Origin of the sequence: Pseudonocardia aurantiaca, assembly GCF_039526725.1 — a bacterium.
In the GTDB taxonomy this organism is placed as follows: domain Bacteria; phylum Actinomycetota; class Actinomycetes; order Mycobacteriales; family Pseudonocardiaceae; genus Pseudonocardia; species Pseudonocardia aurantiaca.
Map to the genome: position 1 here is coordinate 304,975 of NZ_BAAAJG010000029.1, position 15,860 is coordinate 320,834.

General features: G+C 69.8%; 16 protein-coding genes. 10 read left to right on the top strand and 6 right to left on the bottom strand.

Translation table 11 applies throughout. From position 1 onward, the window contains the following. Positions 1-21: 21 nt before the first annotated feature. A complete protein-coding gene (locus ABD143_RS37275; protein WP_343988263.1) occupies positions 22-1,158 on the bottom strand; it encodes a response regulator transcription factor in 1,137 nt (378 codons plus the stop codon). A gap of 179 nt (positions 1,159-1,337) precedes the next feature. On the opposite strand from ABD143_RS37275, the gene ABD143_RS37280 reads away from it, so the two are divergent. Continuing rightward, positions 1,338-1,748: a YybH family protein gene (locus ABD143_RS37280; RefSeq protein WP_343988266.1), complete on the top strand. Its 411-nt coding sequence runs from the start codon at positions 1,338-1,340 to the stop codon at positions 1,746-1,748. Between the two features lie 178 nt (positions 1,749-1,926). Next, positions 1,927-2,505 carry a CAP domain-containing protein gene (locus tag ABD143_RS37285; protein ID WP_343988269.1) on the top strand — a complete coding sequence of 193 codons (579 nt, stop codon included), beginning with the start codon at positions 1,927-1,929 and terminating at the stop codon, positions 2,503-2,505. A 426-nt stretch (positions 2,506-2,931) separates the two neighbouring features. Here ABD143_RS37285 and ABD143_RS37290 read toward each other — a convergent pair whose 3' ends face one another. After that, on the bottom strand, positions 2,932-4,743 hold the full coding sequence (locus ABD143_RS37290) for a bifunctional homocysteine S-methyltransferase/methylenetetrahydrofolate reductase (RefSeq protein WP_343988271.1): 1,812 nt from the start codon (positions 4,741-4,743) through the stop codon (positions 2,932-2,934). Continuing rightward, complete coding sequence (locus ABD143_RS37295; RefSeq protein WP_343988274.1) at positions 4,740-6,095, bottom strand: PucR family transcriptional regulator; 1,356 nt, start codon at positions 6,093-6,095, stop codon at positions 4,740-4,742. The genes ABD143_RS37290 and ABD143_RS37295 overlap by 4 nt, the downstream gene beginning before the upstream one ends. A gap of 404 nt (positions 6,096-6,499) precedes the next feature. Between ABD143_RS37295 and ABD143_RS37300 the strand changes: the two genes are divergently transcribed. From ABD143_RS37300 to ABD143_RS37325, 6 genes are all read left to right on the top strand, one after another. Then, positions 6,500-8,005 carry a hypothetical protein gene (locus ABD143_RS37300; RefSeq protein ID WP_343988277.1) on the top strand — a complete coding sequence of 502 codons (1,506 nt, stop codon included), beginning with the start codon at positions 6,500-6,502 and terminating at the stop codon, positions 8,003-8,005. After that, on the top strand, positions 8,005-9,108 hold the full coding sequence (locus ABD143_RS37305; RefSeq protein WP_343988279.1) for a uroporphyrinogen decarboxylase/cobalamine-independent methonine synthase family protein: 1,104 nt from the start codon (positions 8,005-8,007) through the stop codon (positions 9,106-9,108). The genes ABD143_RS37300 and ABD143_RS37305 overlap by 1 nt, the downstream gene beginning before the upstream one ends. After that, positions 9,105-10,322, top strand: a complete 1,218-nt coding sequence (gene metK / locus ABD143_RS37310; protein ID WP_343988282.1) for a methionine adenosyltransferase — start codon at positions 9,105-9,107, stop codon at positions 10,320-10,322. Before ABD143_RS37305 ends, metK begins: the two co-directional genes overlap by 4 nt. A gap of 102 nt (positions 10,323-10,424) precedes the next feature. Beyond that, positions 10,425-11,333: a formyltetrahydrofolate deformylase gene (gene purU / locus ABD143_RS37315; protein WP_343988285.1), complete on the top strand. Its 909-nt coding sequence runs from the start codon at positions 10,425-10,427 to the stop codon at positions 11,331-11,333. 138 nt (positions 11,334-11,471) lie between these two features. Then, entirely contained in the window at positions 11,472-12,380 is a 909-nt protein-coding gene (locus ABD143_RS37320) for a methylenetetrahydrofolate reductase (RefSeq protein WP_343988288.1), read from the top strand. Positions 12,381-12,585: 205 nt separating this feature from the next. Next, positions 12,586-12,861: a hypothetical protein gene (locus ABD143_RS37325; protein ID WP_343988290.1), complete on the top strand. Its 276-nt coding sequence runs from the start codon at positions 12,586-12,588 to the stop codon at positions 12,859-12,861. 200 nt (positions 12,862-13,061) lie between these two features. Here ABD143_RS37325 and ABD143_RS37330 read toward each other — a convergent pair whose 3' ends face one another. The 3 genes from ABD143_RS37330 to ABD143_RS37340 form a co-directional block, all read right to left on the bottom strand. Continuing rightward, positions 13,062-13,718: a DUF305 domain-containing protein gene (locus tag ABD143_RS37330; RefSeq protein WP_343988293.1), complete on the bottom strand. Its 657-nt coding sequence runs from the start codon at positions 13,716-13,718 to the stop codon at positions 13,062-13,064. 69 nt (positions 13,719-13,787) lie between these two features. Next, positions 13,788-14,219 (bottom strand): hypothetical protein, encoded by a 432-nt coding sequence (locus ABD143_RS37335; protein ID WP_343988296.1) that lies wholly within the window; start codon positions 14,217-14,219, stop codon positions 13,788-13,790. 107 nt (positions 14,220-14,326) lie between these two features. Further along, positions 14,327-14,899, bottom strand: coding sequence for a TetR/AcrR family transcriptional regulator (locus ABD143_RS37340; RefSeq protein WP_343988298.1), 573 nt, complete (start codon positions 14,897-14,899; stop codon positions 14,327-14,329). A 178-nt stretch (positions 14,900-15,077) separates the two neighbouring features. Between ABD143_RS37340 and ABD143_RS37345 the strand changes: the two genes are divergently transcribed. Further along, entirely contained in the window at positions 15,078-15,245 is a 168-nt protein-coding gene (locus ABD143_RS37345) for a hypothetical protein (protein ID WP_343988301.1), read from the top strand. Positions 15,246-15,250: 5 nt separating this feature from the next. Beyond that, entirely contained in the window at positions 15,251-15,763 is a 513-nt protein-coding gene (locus tag ABD143_RS37350; RefSeq protein WP_343988304.1) for a DUF2269 domain-containing protein, read from the top strand. Positions 15,764-15,860: the final 97 nt, after the last annotated feature.

Below are 15,860 nucleotides of genomic sequence, written 5' to 3' on the forward strand. Positions count from 1 at the left end.
GCACCGGGCGGGTCACGCGGCCTATCGGTGGGCCGGTCCGCCGCGGATCGGACGCTGTGTTGCCACGCGCTCTTCGTTGTCGCGGAAGCGTGGCTCGTAGTGGGTGAAGAACACCTTGCCGACCAGGTCGCGGCGGCTGCGGACGCCTGTCTTTTCGAAGATGCTCTTCAGGTGCTGTTGCACGGTGTGGGTGGAGACGACGAGCTCGTCGGCGATCTGGGCGGTGGAGAAGCCCTGCAGGGTCAACCGGGTCACGTCACGCTCGCGCTCGGTGAGGCCGTAGGCCGACATCAGTAGCGGGTAGATACGCGCTGGGTGCGCCGGCTCGATGATGACGGCGACTCGGTGCTCGCGGGCGGAGTCCAGGCTCGCGCCGTGCAGCACCACCCAGGTACCGCCGCGGGAGAGCACCCGGGCGAGCGCGACTTCGCCTGGCCGGTCGCGGGACTTGGCGGTGCGTAGGGCGCGGGTGGCGACCGAGAGCACCGCGGGGGGCAGCGCTGCGCCGTCGGCGTCGCCACCCGGGAGTTCGGACAGCCAGCGATCCGTTCCCGGCGTCGCGGACTCGACGTCCCCGCGGTCGTTGAGGATGATCAGTCCGGGTGACTCGAGGCCCTCAGGGTCGGTGGCCGCGCCGACCAGCAGCGCCCGTCGGGTGCCCTCGGCAAGGTGCGGAGCGAGGCTGCGCAGCAACTCTTTCTCGTCGCTGGTGAACAGTGGGCGGCCCGGTTCTCGATACAGGGCCGCCGCTCCCCACATTTCGCCGGAACGGGTCCTCAGCGCGACGATCATTTCTTGATCGCCGCCTAGTTTCATGTTCCGGTGCCAGCGGGGACTGCGGCGTGGGTCGCCGCGGGTGGCGTCGTGCAACGTGGTGATGCCGCTGGCCGACCGGGCCAGGTCGGCAAGCTGGTTGACATCATCGTCGTAATACTCGGCGGTCAAGCACTCGGGCGGGAACTCCGCAAGGTTCTCCTGGAAGTGGCTTGTGATCAGCAAGGACGCGGGGTCCACGCTGTAGAAGCAGGGCTCCCAGTAGTGCGGAATCGCCTCCGCGAGTACGTCGGTGACTTCCCGCCACAAGGTCACTAGGTCGTTCGGTCGCGCCGCCACTTTCGCGATCTTTTCCGCGGCGCGCTGCGACGTCGGCTTCGGCATGGCCGCTCACGGTACGGCGGCTCGCGTGGCCGCTAGATACCAGATTTGTGGAATGGTCCGTTCGGCGGATCTCTTAGTAGCGTCGAGGGCATGTCTCATCGGCCAAAGAGGTTCTTCGCCGACCGCGTCCGAAGATTGCACACGCACATGTCTCGATGCCGTCCGCTGCGGTCGAAGCCATGAGTCCCGAGGAGTTGGAGACAGCATTGGAGGACGCTCTCGTCCTGCGCGATGTCGACGGCGTAGCCGGGCTGTTCGAGCCGGCCGGGGTCCTCGACGCGGGCCCCGGGTTGCGCGCCCGGGGACGCCCCGAGATCCGGCGGGTCGTCGGCGCGCTGTCCACCGAGCACGGGTTCCTCGCCGGTTCCGGCGTCGTCGTGCAGCATGGGAATCTCGCGCTGGTGATCGGAGATCGTGCCACCAGCGTCGCCCGGCTGACCCGCGCCGGCACGTGGCGCTACGCGATGGTCGTACTCACCAGCGCGAACGGCGGCGCGGCAGGGACGGCAGCCTCGTCGCCTCATCCACCGAACGATGCAGGCCGGCCGCCCGGTCGGCAGGGGTCGCCGTTCCCGGAACCGGGGGCGTGAAAGCCGTGTTCCATCGTTCCAGCTGTTGGTTCGATTCGTTGGCGGCCGCTGCCATTAATTGGCTCAGCACTTCTTGTTCGGTGAATGGTGCCGGACGTCGACCGATCAGTAAGATCTGCGCGGGCAGATCGCAACGTCAGCCTGCGCTTCGTCCATTTCCACTGCAAGGAGACGCCAGGTGAACAGCAAACTGAACCGCAAGGTCGCCCGTGCCCTGACCGCCACCGTCGTCGGCGGAGCCGCGGTATTCGCAGTCGCCGCGCCGGCCTCGGCCGCCCCGGCCGACTGTACCTACAACCCCGGAGGCCGTGGTGGCCTCGGCTCGTACGTCGATGGGCTCGCCCTCGACCATCGCGATTGGGAGATCGATCTGGCCAACGCGATCAATACGTATCGGGCCCAGAACGGGCTGGCCGGGCTAACGTACTCGCGGACGCTCGCGCGCCCGGCGATGTGGGCCAGCCTCGACAGCTACAACCGCGGGTCCTCCCCGGCAAACCACATCGACAGCCGGAACATGAACATCCCACAGCGGGTGCAGTTCTGCTCCGGCTACACGGGGTACGTCGGCGAGATCACCTACTGGGGGCGCGGCACAGGCGCGACCTGGCAGTCCGCGCTGGCGTGGTGGAAGTCGTCGCCCACCCATAACAACTGGATGCTGGACCGTCGGTCCAAGACCTTCGCAGTGGCAATGGCGTACGAAGGCGAGGATCGCAGGCGCGCGCACTACACGGTGGTCTTCGGCGACCACTGAGTTTGAGCCCGGATCCACCATCCGGGCCGGAACCGGGAGTCAAAGGGGGCGCAGGTTCACATCCCGTCGTCCCGACGGCACGATGGGTGGTTCCCCCCGACGGGGGACCGCCCTCCGCGTTTCTCGCCCGAGAAACGCCCACATCGCTGATCTTGGGGAACCACGCCGCGGAGGGCCGGCCGTGGGTGAAGAACCCGACCGTTCGACCGGATTCGGAGGCAAACTTCACCCTTCGACCAGCAGCACCCGCTCGCGGAAGAGCTGGTCACCGACCGGTCGAGGCCTACCGGACCTACTGCTTCCATCATCCAAGGCCCACGCCGGCGACCCCGCGTCCGACGACGAGCTCGCCGAGTACATCTGGGTCTACTCCCGCCCCAGCCGAGCTACCCCACCCTCTGATCCCACAGCCGTCGCCGCGGCAGGTCAGGTGCCCAGGATCCGGTGCACGGTGTGCACCGGATCGCGGGTCGGTGTGATCACCAGCCCTTTGACTAGTGGCTTGACCGCCGCGGCGAGCTCGGCTGCCAGCTCCAGCCCGGCCTCGGGCGCCTCGGCTCCGGCCCGCTCGAGGGCGTCCAGCACGGCGTCGGGGATGTGGATGTCGGGCACCTCGTGGGCGAGGTACTCGGCTTCCTCGAACCCGGTCAACGGGCGTACGGCAGCGAGCACGGGGGGTATGTCGTTGCCGATCGCGTCAAGCAGGCGTTCGAGGTCGGTGAGGTCGTAGAGCGGTCGGGTGATGAGGAACTGGGCGCCGGCGGCGATCTTGTCGCGGGTGCGGGCAACGGCCTGGGTCACGTCGCTGCTGCCGGGGTTGATCCGGGTGCCGATCTCGAAGGTGGTTTTGGTGGGCAGTTGCAGGCCGTAGAAGTCGGTGCCCTCGTTGAGCCCGGTGAGCAGTTCGATGAGTCCGATCGCGTCGACGTCCCAGACGCCGTCGACGTGCGGGTAGTCACCGAGCAGGGGTGGGCTGCCGGTCTCGCAGATGATGCGGTGGAGTCCGAGCGCGTGCGCTCCGAGCAGGTCGGCTTGCAGCGCCATGATGGTCCGGTCCCAGGTGGTGACCGTTGCCATGACCTCGAGTCCGAGTCGCTGGTGCAGGTTCAGCGCGAGGTCGGCCGGGCTGATGCGGGCACGCGGCCCGCTGCCGGCTCCGACGGAGACCAGGTCTGGCCCGCTGTTCGCCAGCTGTGCGGCGAGGTCCACCGAGCTGTCGATGTCGCCGCTGATCTCGGGGGTGAGCTCGACGGCCACCAGCGGGCCGGGATCGGAGAAGGACAGGGTGGCGGCGGGGGAGGTCGCCGGCTCGCGGACCGACGCCGCCGCGAGCCTCTTAGCCGTGTGGCCTCGGTGGTCGGTGACCATCTCGACGACGGCCGCGAGCTGCGTCGGGGTCGTGCCGCAGCACCCGCCGACGACGTTCGCGCCGGCGTCGAGCAGCTGGCGGACGTAGCGCACGAGGTACTCGGAGTCGATGTCGTACTCGAAGCGCGCCGGTCCGGTGCGGCGGGGGAGGCCGGCGTTCGGCTGGCCGGTGAGTGGGAGGTCGGTGTGCGCGCGGAGCTCGCGGACGACCGCGAGCATCCGCTGGGGCCCGATGGTGCAGTTCGTGCCGATCGCCGCGATGGGTGCGCCGGCGAGTGCCTGCGCGACCTCCCGCGGGGTGTGCCCGCTGAGGGTGCGGGCGTCGTGGCCGAAGGTGGCTTGGGCGATCACCGGGATCGACACGACGTCGACGGCGACCTCGACGGCTTCGAGGAGCTCGTCGAGGTAGCCGAACGTCTCCAGCAGGACGAGGTCGACCCCGGCGTCGGCAAGCGTGGTGATCTGCTCCTTGAGCGCTTCGATACGGGCTTCCGCGTCCACCCGCCTGCGCTGCTGCACGCTCACCGCGGGGGAGACGGACCCCGCGACGAGGATCGGGCGGCCGCCTCGTGCGGCGTCTCGGGCGATGCGCACCGCGCTGCGGTTGATCTCTTCGGTGCGGTCTGCGAGGCCGTACTCCGCGAGCCGCAGGCGGCTGGCGCCGAACGTGTTGGTCTGGATGATGTCGACCCCGGCGTCGACGTAGCTGTCGTGGACGGCGCGTACCAGTCCGGGATCGGAGAGCGAGATCGCGGGTAGGGCCTGGTCGAGGGAGTTGCCGGCGGCGTGCAGCATCGTTCCCATCGCGCCGTCGAAGACCAGCGTACGGTCGGCGAGGCGGGCAAGGACCCCCGATACGTTGGTGGTCATCGTCGGCTGCTCATCCCTTCCAGGATCTCCACGGCTATCTCGGCCATCAGCCGGTCCCGTTGCAGGTCGAGCCGCAGCCCGGTGATCTCCTCGGCCCGGCGCAGGCGGTAGGCCACCGTGTTCGGGTGCACGTGGAGCTGCTTGGCGGCGCGGCTTGGGCTGCCCAGTTCCTTGAAGTACACCGAGAGTGTCGTCACGTAGTCGGTGCCTGTCGTCTCGTCCTCCTGGACGAGCCGGCCGAGGATGTCCTCGGCGAACGCCCGCAGCTCGGCGACGTCGGGGAACCGAAGGAGGAGCCGGTGGATGCCGAGCTCCGCGAACAGGGTGACGTTGCCCGGCCCTATCCGCTCGCCGGCCGCGACCGCGCGCCGCGCTTCCGAGTACGAGCTCGCGATCTCGGCGGCTGGGCGGTACTGGTTGCCGATCCCGACGGCGGCGACGGAGAGACCGCGTCCGCCCAGTTCCGTGACGCAGTTCGTCGCGATCCGTCGGGCGTGCTCGACGGCGCCCCCGCCACGGGCGGGCTCCGCCACGATGGCCACGACCTCATCGGTACGGCTGACCAGGATCGCGTCGCAGGCGAGGCGGGTGAGCAGGCTCTCTACTGCGGCCTGCTCGGCAGCCTGGCTGTCCTTGGTGAGCGCGACGGACACGACGGCGTGGTACTGGCGCTCGTCATAGCCGAGGTGCTTCGCCCACCGGGACGCCTCGCCGTCGTCCTGCCCACGGGCGAGCAGGAGGCCCTCGACGAGCTCGCGGCGCGCTCGCCCGGCGGCAGCGGTGACGACGATCTCCCGGCCGAGCAGCACTCCGCAGACCATGGCGGTGTGCTCGCTCGCGAGCAGCATCAGGTCGCCGCCTATGCCGCCCCCCATGCCGCCCACGTCGTCGCTGCCCACGTCGTCGCTGCCCACGTCGTCTCTGATCGCGACGAGGTACCCGGCGACCTCGTCTCCGACCGATACGGGGGCGACGACCACCGAACCGTCCCGCTCGCGGCCGGGCACGCGAAGGGCCCGCCGGTTGCGTGCCGCGGCGGCGAGCACGCTCTTGAGCCCGGCTTGGCCGGCGTGGCTGCGGGTCCGGGCGACGATCCCCTCGCCGTCTGCCGCGCCGGCCGCGGCGAGCACCTCGAACCCTCGGTCCAGAACGGCGACCGAGGAGTTCGTGTTCGTCGCGAGGAATCGGAGAACCGGTTCGAGCTCGGTCTGTTGCGCGGCGGCCGCGGAAAGGTGGCTGCACATCGCCACGAGCCTGCGCAGGCGGACCAACTCGTCGTCGACGTGTCGTATTCCGTCCGCGCGCCGGTGAGCTGCGGAGAGCCCGCCAGTGGGCGCGTCGGTTGCCGACATGTCCGGACTCTATGGCCGCCTCCCAGCCGGCGGCAACGCATGGTGGGGCGTTCCGGCCGGTCCTGTGCGATACCACAACCCGTGCCGGGTTCCGGGTGAGGGTCGAGCACAACCGGCCTCAGACCGCCCGGACGGTGCTGCACCGCGGGCACGCGCGACCACGCGCGCGCTGACGAGAGGCCGTTGTGGCGAACGACAGCGAGTCTCCCCCCACCTTTGAGGCGCGGCCCGAAGACCGAGCGCCACCCTCCTGTCAGGGTGAACAGGAACCAGCGCCGAGCCCGTGGCCGAATTCAACGGCGACGGTGAGCCGGTGTTGATGTAGAAGCGGTGTGAGAAGCGCGCCCACATATCGTCGGCCCGATTCAGACATTGCTTTTCAAAAACGCGAAGGGCGATCGCCGATGCTCGTTGACTTCCGACCGCACACCCGGCTCCGCGGCACGAAGCCGGTGGACCTGACGACCTCCCTCGTCCCTGTCGTGGAGGCGCTGGGTGAGGGCGCGGTGGATCTGGCGAAGGTGCGGGTGGTGTCCGACTGGGTGCAGTACCGCGAGAACTTCCGTGACGTCGTGGACCTCAGGCCGATCCTGCACTCCGCACCGGCAGGCGGCGGCGCCGTCCCGGTTCCGATGGGCGCGCGCGAGGACGACCTCGAGGTCGCCGTCGACGTGCGACGCAGCCACGACGTCGCGCTCAAGGAGCTGACCGCCACGCTGCTGCGCAGTGCGCCGGACCGGGCGGTGCTGGAGGGGTGGGGGCGCGGGAGTGAGTCCCTCGTCTGGGACTTCAACGCGCTCTACTGGTCGGCGCTCGAGCTGTGGGAGAAGGCGACGGGGTGCGGGTACGAGCAGGCGTTGCCCGGCGGGGAGAGCGACGCCCGCAACCGTGACGCGGCGCGCGAGCTCATCGACGGGCTGTTCGCGGTGTGGGACCGGTTGTCCGCGTCGAACGCGCTGCCCGAGGAGCTGTACGTCGTCGAGCTCGGGGTGGGCAACGGCAGCCAGGCCAAGGTGTTCCTCGACGAGTTCCGTGATCGTGACCGCGAGCACGGGCGCGGCTACTACCGGCGGCTGCACTACCTGATGTGCGACTACTCCCAGCACGTCCTCGACCTGGCACGGGAGACCGTCGCCGAGCACATCGCGCACGTCAGCTCGTTCGCGCTGGACGCCACCCGACCCCGGACGTCGCTGGGCTTCCTGCAGTACAAGGTCTTCCTCGTCTATATCTCGAACGTCTACGACAACCTGCCCACCGACGAGGTCGCGCACCTCGGGGGCCGCACGTACTGCGTGCAGACCAGGGCGTACCTGCCGGCGGGGGAGGCTGCCGAGCTGGCCGGCTCGGTCGCGGCGAGCACCCAGGAGCTACCGGCGCTCGTGCACAAGCTGCTGCGGCTAGGCCCGGCGCTGCTCCCCGAGGCCGCCGCGGCGCACTTCCCCGACGTCGACTCCGCAGTGGGCTTCTGGCGGCGAGCGTGGGCGGCGCTGCGCCTGGAGGAGCGCTACGTCCCCCTGCCCGGGCTGGACACCTACCCGCTCACGCCCGTGACGGGCCGGGTCGGGCAGATCCCGTTGAGCGGGGAGCTGCTGCGCCCGTTGCTGGAGTCGGGTGCGGACGTCCGGATGCACGTCAACAACGGTGCGCTGGCCAGTTTCGTCGACAGCCTGATGCTGCTGCACCCGTTCGGGACGCTGGTCTGCCACGACCTGTTCGTCACCGACATCGAGGGCTACCGGACGCACTTCCGCGGTCCCGGCAAGTACGACGGCTCGGTGGTCAACTGGGTGAACGGGCCGCTGCTGGCGCACGTCGGCCGCCGCCGCGGCTTCGACGTGCACTACGACCGCTTTCGGCACCGCACCGGCGGCAACATCGTGACGATGACCGCGCAGGTGAGGGATTGATGGATGGCCTGCCCCTGCTGCCCACGACGGTTGTCGGCTCCTATCCCGTCCCGGAGTGGATGGAGCGACTCAAGACCGAGTACTTCCGCGGGAAGATGAGCCACGCCCAGCTGCAGGACGTGCACGAGATGGCCATCAAGGCCGCGCTGCGCGACCAGGAGCTGGCCAGGATCGACATCGTGTCCGACGGTGAGCTGCGCCGCGACAACGACCTGGACTACTTCCTCGCCCGCATGCCGGGCATCGAGATCGCGCACACCGCCAAGGACTTCTACTTCGACTACTTCGACACCCGGGTGAACGCGCCGCTGCCGGCGCCGGACGGCCCGGCGCCGCTCGGGCTCGCCGACGACTTCGCGTTCACCGACTCGCAGACCGACCGGCCGATCAAGTTCTCGTTCACCGGCCCGTTCTCCCTGTCCCGGCGGGTCCGCGACGAGGCCTACGCCGACCGTCGGGACCTGGTGTTGGCGATCGCGCGGATCCTCAACGCGGAGGCACACGCCCTGGCCGCGCGGGGCGCGCGGCTGCTGCAGATCGACGAACCGTTCCTCGCCGGCTACCCGAACGAGCTGGGCACCGCCGTCGAGGCGATCAACATCGTCACTGCGGGCGTCGACGTCACGTGGGGGCTGCACGTCTGCTACGGCAACCGCTACGCCCGGCCCTCGTGGGAGGGCCACTACGACTTCCTGTTCCCCGCGGTGCTGGACGCCGCCGTCGACCAGCTCGTCCTGGAGTTCGCCCGCAAGGGCCACGACGACCTGCCCGTCGTCGAGAAGCACGGGTGGGACCGCGTGCTCGGCGTCGGTGTCGTCGACGTCAAGACCGACCAGATCGAGACCCCGGCCCTGATCGCCTCGCGCATCCGCTTGGCACTCGAGTTCGTTCCCGCCGACCGCCTGGTGGTCAACCCGGACTGCGGGCTGCGCAACCTCACCGGCGCCGTCGCCCGGGCGAAGCTCGCCGCGATGGTCGCCGGCACCGCTCAGGTCCGGCGCTCGCTCGCAGGTGATTCCGTCGAAAACCCCGCCGTCGAAAACCCCGCCGTCGACGACGCCGCCCACGACAAGGGCGCCTTCGGAGAAGGAGCACCACGATGACCCAGTCCGAGCCACACGAGTACCTCTTCACCTCCGAGTCGGTGACCGAGGGCCATCCGGACAAGATCGCCGACGCGATCTCCGACGCCGTGCTCGACGCCGCGCTGACGAACGACCCCCACTCGCGCGTGGCGTGCGAGACGCTGATCACCACCGGCATGGTCGTGCTCGCCGGGGAGATCACGACCCCGCAGCATCTCGACTACACCCAGATCGTCCGTGACACCGTCAACCGCATCGGCTACGACGACGGCCGCTACGGCTTCGACGGGCACACCTGCGCGGTGCTCGTCGCGCTGGACAAGCAGTCCCCGGACATCGCCCAGGGCGTCGACCAGGCGCATGAGCACCGCGGCCGACTCTCCGACGACGAGCTCGACCGGGCCGGTGCCGGCGACCAGGGAATGATGTTCGGCTACGCCACCGACGAGACGCCCGAGCTCATGCCGATGCCGATCGCGCTGGCGCACCGGCTCTCCCGCCGGCTCGCGGCGGTGCGCAAGGACGGAACGCTCGGCTACCTGCGGCCGGACGGCAAGACGCAGGTGTCGGTCCGCTACGTCGACGGCGCGCCGGTGGCCGTGGAGCGGGTGCTGATCTCCACCCAGCACGCCGAGGAGGCGATGACCGAGCAGATCCGCGAGGACCTGTGGCAGCACGTCGTTACCGCCGAACTCCCGGCCGACTTCTACGACGCGGACGAGCTGCGCGCCGACCTGCTGGTCAACCCGACCGGCCGGTTCGTCATCGGCGGCCCGGTCGGCGACGCCGGGCTGACCGGGAGGAAGATCATCGTGGACACCTACGGCGGGTTCGCCCGCCATGGCGGCGGCGCCTTCTCCGGCAAGGACCCGTCGAAGGTCGACCGCTCCGCCGCGTACGCGGCCCGGTACGTGGCCAAGAACGTGGTCGCTGCGGGTCTGGCCCGGCGCGCTGAGGTCCAGGTGGCGTACGCGATCGGCGTCGCGCGTCCGGTGTCGGTGTTGGTGGAGACGTTCGGTACCGAGCGGGTGGACCGCCGGCTGATCGAGAAGCTGGTCGCGGAGCACTTCGACCTGCGCCCGGCGGCGTTCCGCGGCTACCTGGACCTGCACCGCCCGATCTACTCGCCGACCGCGGCGTACGGCCACTTCGGCCGCACCGACGTCGACCTGCCCTGGGAACGAAACGACCGGGCCGCTGCGCTCCGCGACGCCGCCGACCTCACCACCTGAGAGGACCGACATGATCGTGAACACCCCGGCGCCCACCTCCCATCAGCCCCGCAGCGGCGTCGACGTCGAGGGCCCGTTCAAGCCCGAGCACTCCCGCTGTTGATGACCACCACAGTCGAACGGCCGCGCCCGGCGGGAAGGCCCGAACCGGCTGCCGGCCATGACATCGGCCGGCTCGTCGTCTCGTGCACCGACGGGCCAGGGGTCGTTGCCCGGATCAGCGCGTTCCTGCATCGGCACGGTGCCAACATCGTGCAGTCCGACCAGTTCTCCACCGGGCCCGTGGGCGGCGGGTTCTTCCTGCGGACCGAGTTCCATCTGCCCGGTCTGTCGAACGCGTTGCCCGAGCTCGAACACGCCTTCGCCGACCAGGTCGCGCCCGCGATCGGCGGGACGTTCCACCTGCGCGACGCCTCGTCGACGACGCGCGTGGCGCTGTTCGTGTCCCGGTACGACCACTGCCTGCTCGACCTGTTGTGGCGCGCCCGGCGGGGGGAGCTTCCGATGTCGGTGGTGCAAGTCGTGTCCAACCATCCGGACCTGGCGGCCGAGGTCGCCGCGTTCGGGGTGCCCTTCGCGCACGTCCCGGTCACCCGGGCCGCGAAGCCGGAAGCCGAGCAGCGCGAGCTGGACGTGCTGGCGGGGCGGGTCGATCTCGTCGTGCTGGCCCGGTACATGCAGGTCCTGTCCGCGGACTTCCTCGCGCGCGTGCGGGTGCCGGTGATCAACATCCACCATTCGTTCCTGCCGGCCTTTGCCGGCGCCGGCCCGTACGAGCGCGCCAAGCAACGCGGCGTGAAGCTCATCGGCGCCACGGCCCACTACGCCACAGAGGACCTCGACGAGGGCCCGATCATCGAGCAGGACGTCGCGCGGGTCTCGCACCGCGCCACTGTCGCCGAGCTCACCCGGGCCGGCGCCGACGTCGAACGTGCCGTGCTCGCCCGCGCCGTCCGCTGGCACTGCGAGGACCGGGTGCTCGTCGACGGGCGTACCACCGTCGTCTTCTGATCCGCCCAACCCATCCCATGGGAGATGCTCATGCCGCCCGGAACCATCGCGGGCTCGGGCTCGGGCTCGGGCTCGAACGCGCCGCGCAGCTCGGTTCGCTCATCGCCACCCCGCCTCGACCATGATCTCGCCACTCGGATGCAGAACGACCAGCGCCACCACGTGCTCGACGGCTTCTCACTGGAGATGACCGGGCGGGACGCCGCAGGGCTCGACGAGGCGGCAGCGCTCCTGCCGGCGGGGACGCGAGTCAACATCGCCTACCTCGCCGGCGAGACGATGCAGGAACGGATCGACGCCGCAGCGGCGGCTCGGCGACATGGCTTCGCCGCGGTACCGCACATCGCGGCCCGTCGCATGCGGTCGCCGGCCGAGCTCCGCGAGTTCATCGCGGCCCTCGGCGAGATCGAAGCGCTCGACGAGGTCTTCGTGGTCGGTGGCGACCCGACGACCCCCGCCGGCCGGTACCACGACAGCCTCTCGGTGCTGCGCAGCGGAATGCTGCAGGAGGCCGGCGTACGGCGGGTGAGCCTTGCCGGCTATCCCGAGGGCCACCCGCACATCGCCGTCCACGCGCTGGCCGAGGCCCTGCACGCCAAGCTCGCATTGCTCACCGAGCAGGGGCTGGTCCCCGCAGTGATCACCCAGTTCGCTTTCGACGTGCAGCCGGTCCTCGGCTGGATCGGCGGGTTGCGGCAGCAGGGGATCGAGGCGCAGGTCCGCGTCGGGGTCCCCGGACCGGTCGGGATCAAGCGGCTGCTCTCCTACGCCCGCCGGTTCGGCGTGGCCTCCTCTGCTGGGATCACGCGCAAGTACGGATTCTCCCTCGCGAACCTCATGGGCACCGCCGGCCCGGACGCGTTCCTCTCGGCGCTGGCGGAGGGCCTCGATTCGGCCGTCCACGGCGACGTCCGGACGCACTTCTACACGTTCGGCGGCGTGCAGGCGACGTCGGCGTGGGCTCGCGACTTTGCTACCCGGACCATCCCATCCGGGGGTGGCACACGCTCCGAGACTGGAACGGGAACAACCAGCGCGGCTGGATGAGCGCCGGCGGATCCGATCCGCGGATGGAGGTCGGCACCGGATTGACCACTAGCAGGCCCAAGTGTCAAGAAACGCGGACGAAAGCGGCCCTTCGAGTCTTTGGGGTGGTGCACAGCCGGTATGTGCTGATCGTTGGGTCGCGACACATGGGCTGTCGTCCGGGCGGACATTATGGTAGGACCACTAGGTCGACGAAGGCGGTGCCATGGCCGATGTGATGGAGCCCATCGTTCGCGAGCTCGCCCGCATCGCGGACATGGCCGAGTCCTTCAAGCCTGGCGATGACCACAGCGTCGCGGACATGCAGTGCGAGCTCGCAGCGCTGCGGGCCGAGGTGGCCGGCCTGCGGCGGGCGGTTGCGCACCTCCGGTCGTCGAACGCACCTGTGCCGGTAGATCTGCGGCCGGTTGTCGCGCGGGCGGTTCTTGCAGGAAATGTCTCGCCTGGACGATTCCGTTCGAGCGCGAAGAGCGGCCGCTAGCTGGTTATTGTCTTGCAGAGTCCGGGGATATCGAAACCATTCGCCCGACCGTCGGTAGCGAGTTCTGAGATTACCGGCTCTCACCGCTGAGCAAGGACGTTAGGACAGCACGAGGTTCCTGCGGGGTTCATGAGGATCTCCAGATGGCAGGCGCGGCCGGGAGGGCACCGCCCTACCGGCCGCGCCTGCGGAGCGACGGATCAGCCGGTCTTCAGCAGCTGCTGCATCCGCGTGATCTCCGCGGTCTGGCCCTCGATGATCTGCGAGGCCAGTGCCTTGGCCTCGGGGTTGGTGCCCTCGGTGAGCTCGCGCTGCGCGTCGGTGACCGCGCCCTGGTGGTGGGCGATCATCATCTGCAGGAACATGGTGTCGAAGCCGGCCCCGGTTGCGCCGCCGAGCTGCTGCATCTGCTCCTTGGTCATCATCCCGGGCATGCCGGACTGATCCATCCCGGGCATGCTGCCGTGGTCCATACCGCTCATTGCTCCCGTCGCGGGCACCTCGGCGCCCCAGGCTTGCAGGAAGCCGGTCATCGTCGCGATCTCCGGGTCCTGGGCGGAGCGGATCTGTGTGGCGAGGTCCTTGACCTCCGCGCTGGTGGCTCGTTCGGTGGCCATGCCGGCCATTTCCACGGCCTGCTGGTGGTGCGGGATCATGGTCTGGGCGAATCGGACGTCAGCGTCGTTGTGCTCGCGGCTGACCCCCGCTCCTGCTGGCGCCGACGTCGCGGCGCCGGGCTGCGTGCCGGTCTGGGGGCTGGTCGGGGTGTTGTCAGCGCCGCAGGCTACGAGCACGAACGGCACGGCGAGCGCGGCGACAGCGGCGCCGAGGCGTGCGGAAGGACGAATCGGGGACATGGGTGTACTCCCTCAAGGGCATGACGGTGTGCGGACTGGCAGCCCGGGTCGCGCCGGGCGCGCCAGGTCCTACAGCCGGAACACGCAGAGGGAGACGAAGACAGGACAGGGTGGAGCGCGTGCCGGTCCGTGACTCAGCATCGGCCCGGAACGGGTGGCGGACGTGATCTGAGCGGCCGTCAGCCACAGCGCGCGCAGCGCGATCGCGCCGGCGAGCGCCAGGAGGGTGAACACGCAGCCGACCATCGCGGCGTCGTGCTGAGCCGGGTCCTGCGCGGTGGCGGTGCCGAACACAGGCGCAATGGCGCCGTGTTCGTCTGCTGCCGGCATCGCGTCATGAGCGTCGTGCTGGGCGACGACGCTGCCGAGGTGGTGGGCGCCGGCGGAGTCCGTCGCTGCGAGACCGTGCATCGCGAAGAACCCGGCCAGGGCGGCCACGACCAGCAGCAGGCGAGCCGCTCCGCCGGCCGATTCGATCCGCTTCAGGTTCCGCATGTCCACCGCCGCCCATCATGCCCGCACCAGCGGTGGCCGGCCCCTCCGGGGTCGTGACCCGGCGGCCTACGGCGGACTGCGAACCGGTCGCAGTGTCGCTGGCGATGGCTTCCTCAAGCGTGCGGGCGCAGGCCGGCCGAAACGACCCTGACCAGCCGCCGTACCGAATCGACGGACGGCAGACTCGCGGCTGCCTCGAGGGCGTGGAGGCAGTAGCTGGCCAGCTCGTCGGGCGCCACGTCGTCCCGGACGTCGCCGGCCGCGACTCCCTCGACAACCAGGTCTCGGATGAACTCCCGCAGGTGCTCGTGTGCCCGAGTGACGTGCGCGCCTCGGTGCAGCAGCGCCGCAAGTTCGCCGGTGTCGTGCTGGTGGGACATGAGCGCGTAGGCCTCAAGCACGCCTTCGAGTCGAGCTTTCGCGTCGCCGGCGCGGTCCCGGACCTCGGCAAGTTGCGCGAGGTGGCCGGCGACCTGACGTTCGTGCCATGCCGACAAGATCGCCTGGACGTCGGGGAAGTACTTGTACAGCGTTGCGCGCCCGATGCCGGTGGTCTCCGCGATCTTCGACATCGTCACCGACAGCAGGCCGTGCTCGGCGACCAGGGCTGCTGTGGCGTCCAGCGTCGCGTCGTGCACGGCGCGACGGTGGGTCTCGATCGTCTCGCTCCACAGCTTCGGCACCATGCGAGCTTACATCCTGCCGATGGAGTGGCGATTCGTATTGACAGCGACAGACTGTCTCGTAAACTACCTGGCATGACTGCGATGCGGGAACGAGTTCACGGACATGGCTGACCCGGGCTCAGGTGCCGGCTCCGAGACAGACAGCGGCTCGGGCTCCGGCGTTCGATCCGCTGCGGGGATGCCTCGCTGGGTGAAGGTGTCCGGGATCGTCGCGCTGGCCGTGGCGCTGGCTCTCGTCGTCGTGCTGCTCACCGGCGCCGGTGGTCACGGGCCGGGTCGTCACATGCCTTCAGGTGTCACCTCTGGTGTGCCGTCCACGGTCACCGAGCACGGCGAGCACCCGTGAGGACCATGGCCCCGCCTGTCCGCAAGCTCGCGCTGACCGTGCATGTGACGTCCTCGGTTGGCTGGCTCGGCGCGGTAGCAGCCGTCCTGGTGCTCGCCGTCGCAGGGATGAGCAGCGGGGACGCCCTCACGGTCCGTGGTGCGTACCTGGCGATGGAGCTGGTCGGGTGGTTCGTCCTCGTCCCCTTGGCCCTCGCATCACTGCTCAGCGGCCTCGTCCAGAGCCTGGGCACCGTGTGGGGCTTGTTCCGGCATTACTGGGTCCTGCTGAAGCTCCTGATAACGGTGCTCGCCACGGCCGTGCTGCTGATGTACATGGAGACTCTCGGCGTCCTCGCGGACGTGGCGGCAGGGCCCGCTGACCAGCTCGAGCTGCTGCGGACCCCGTCGGTCGTTTTGCACGCGAGTGCCGCCTTGCTGCTGTTGCTGGTGGTGACGATCCTGGCGGTGTACAAGCCGCGCGGCAGAACGCGCTACGGACGGCGGAACCACGAGCGGACGTCAGTGTCGCCCAGCTAGACCGCCCACCTTCGGATCGACGCCCAGCGGCGCGGCCGCGCCGGACGTTCGCGAGCCGGGGTCCACGATTGGCGGAATTGATGCCTCCTGCAACTGA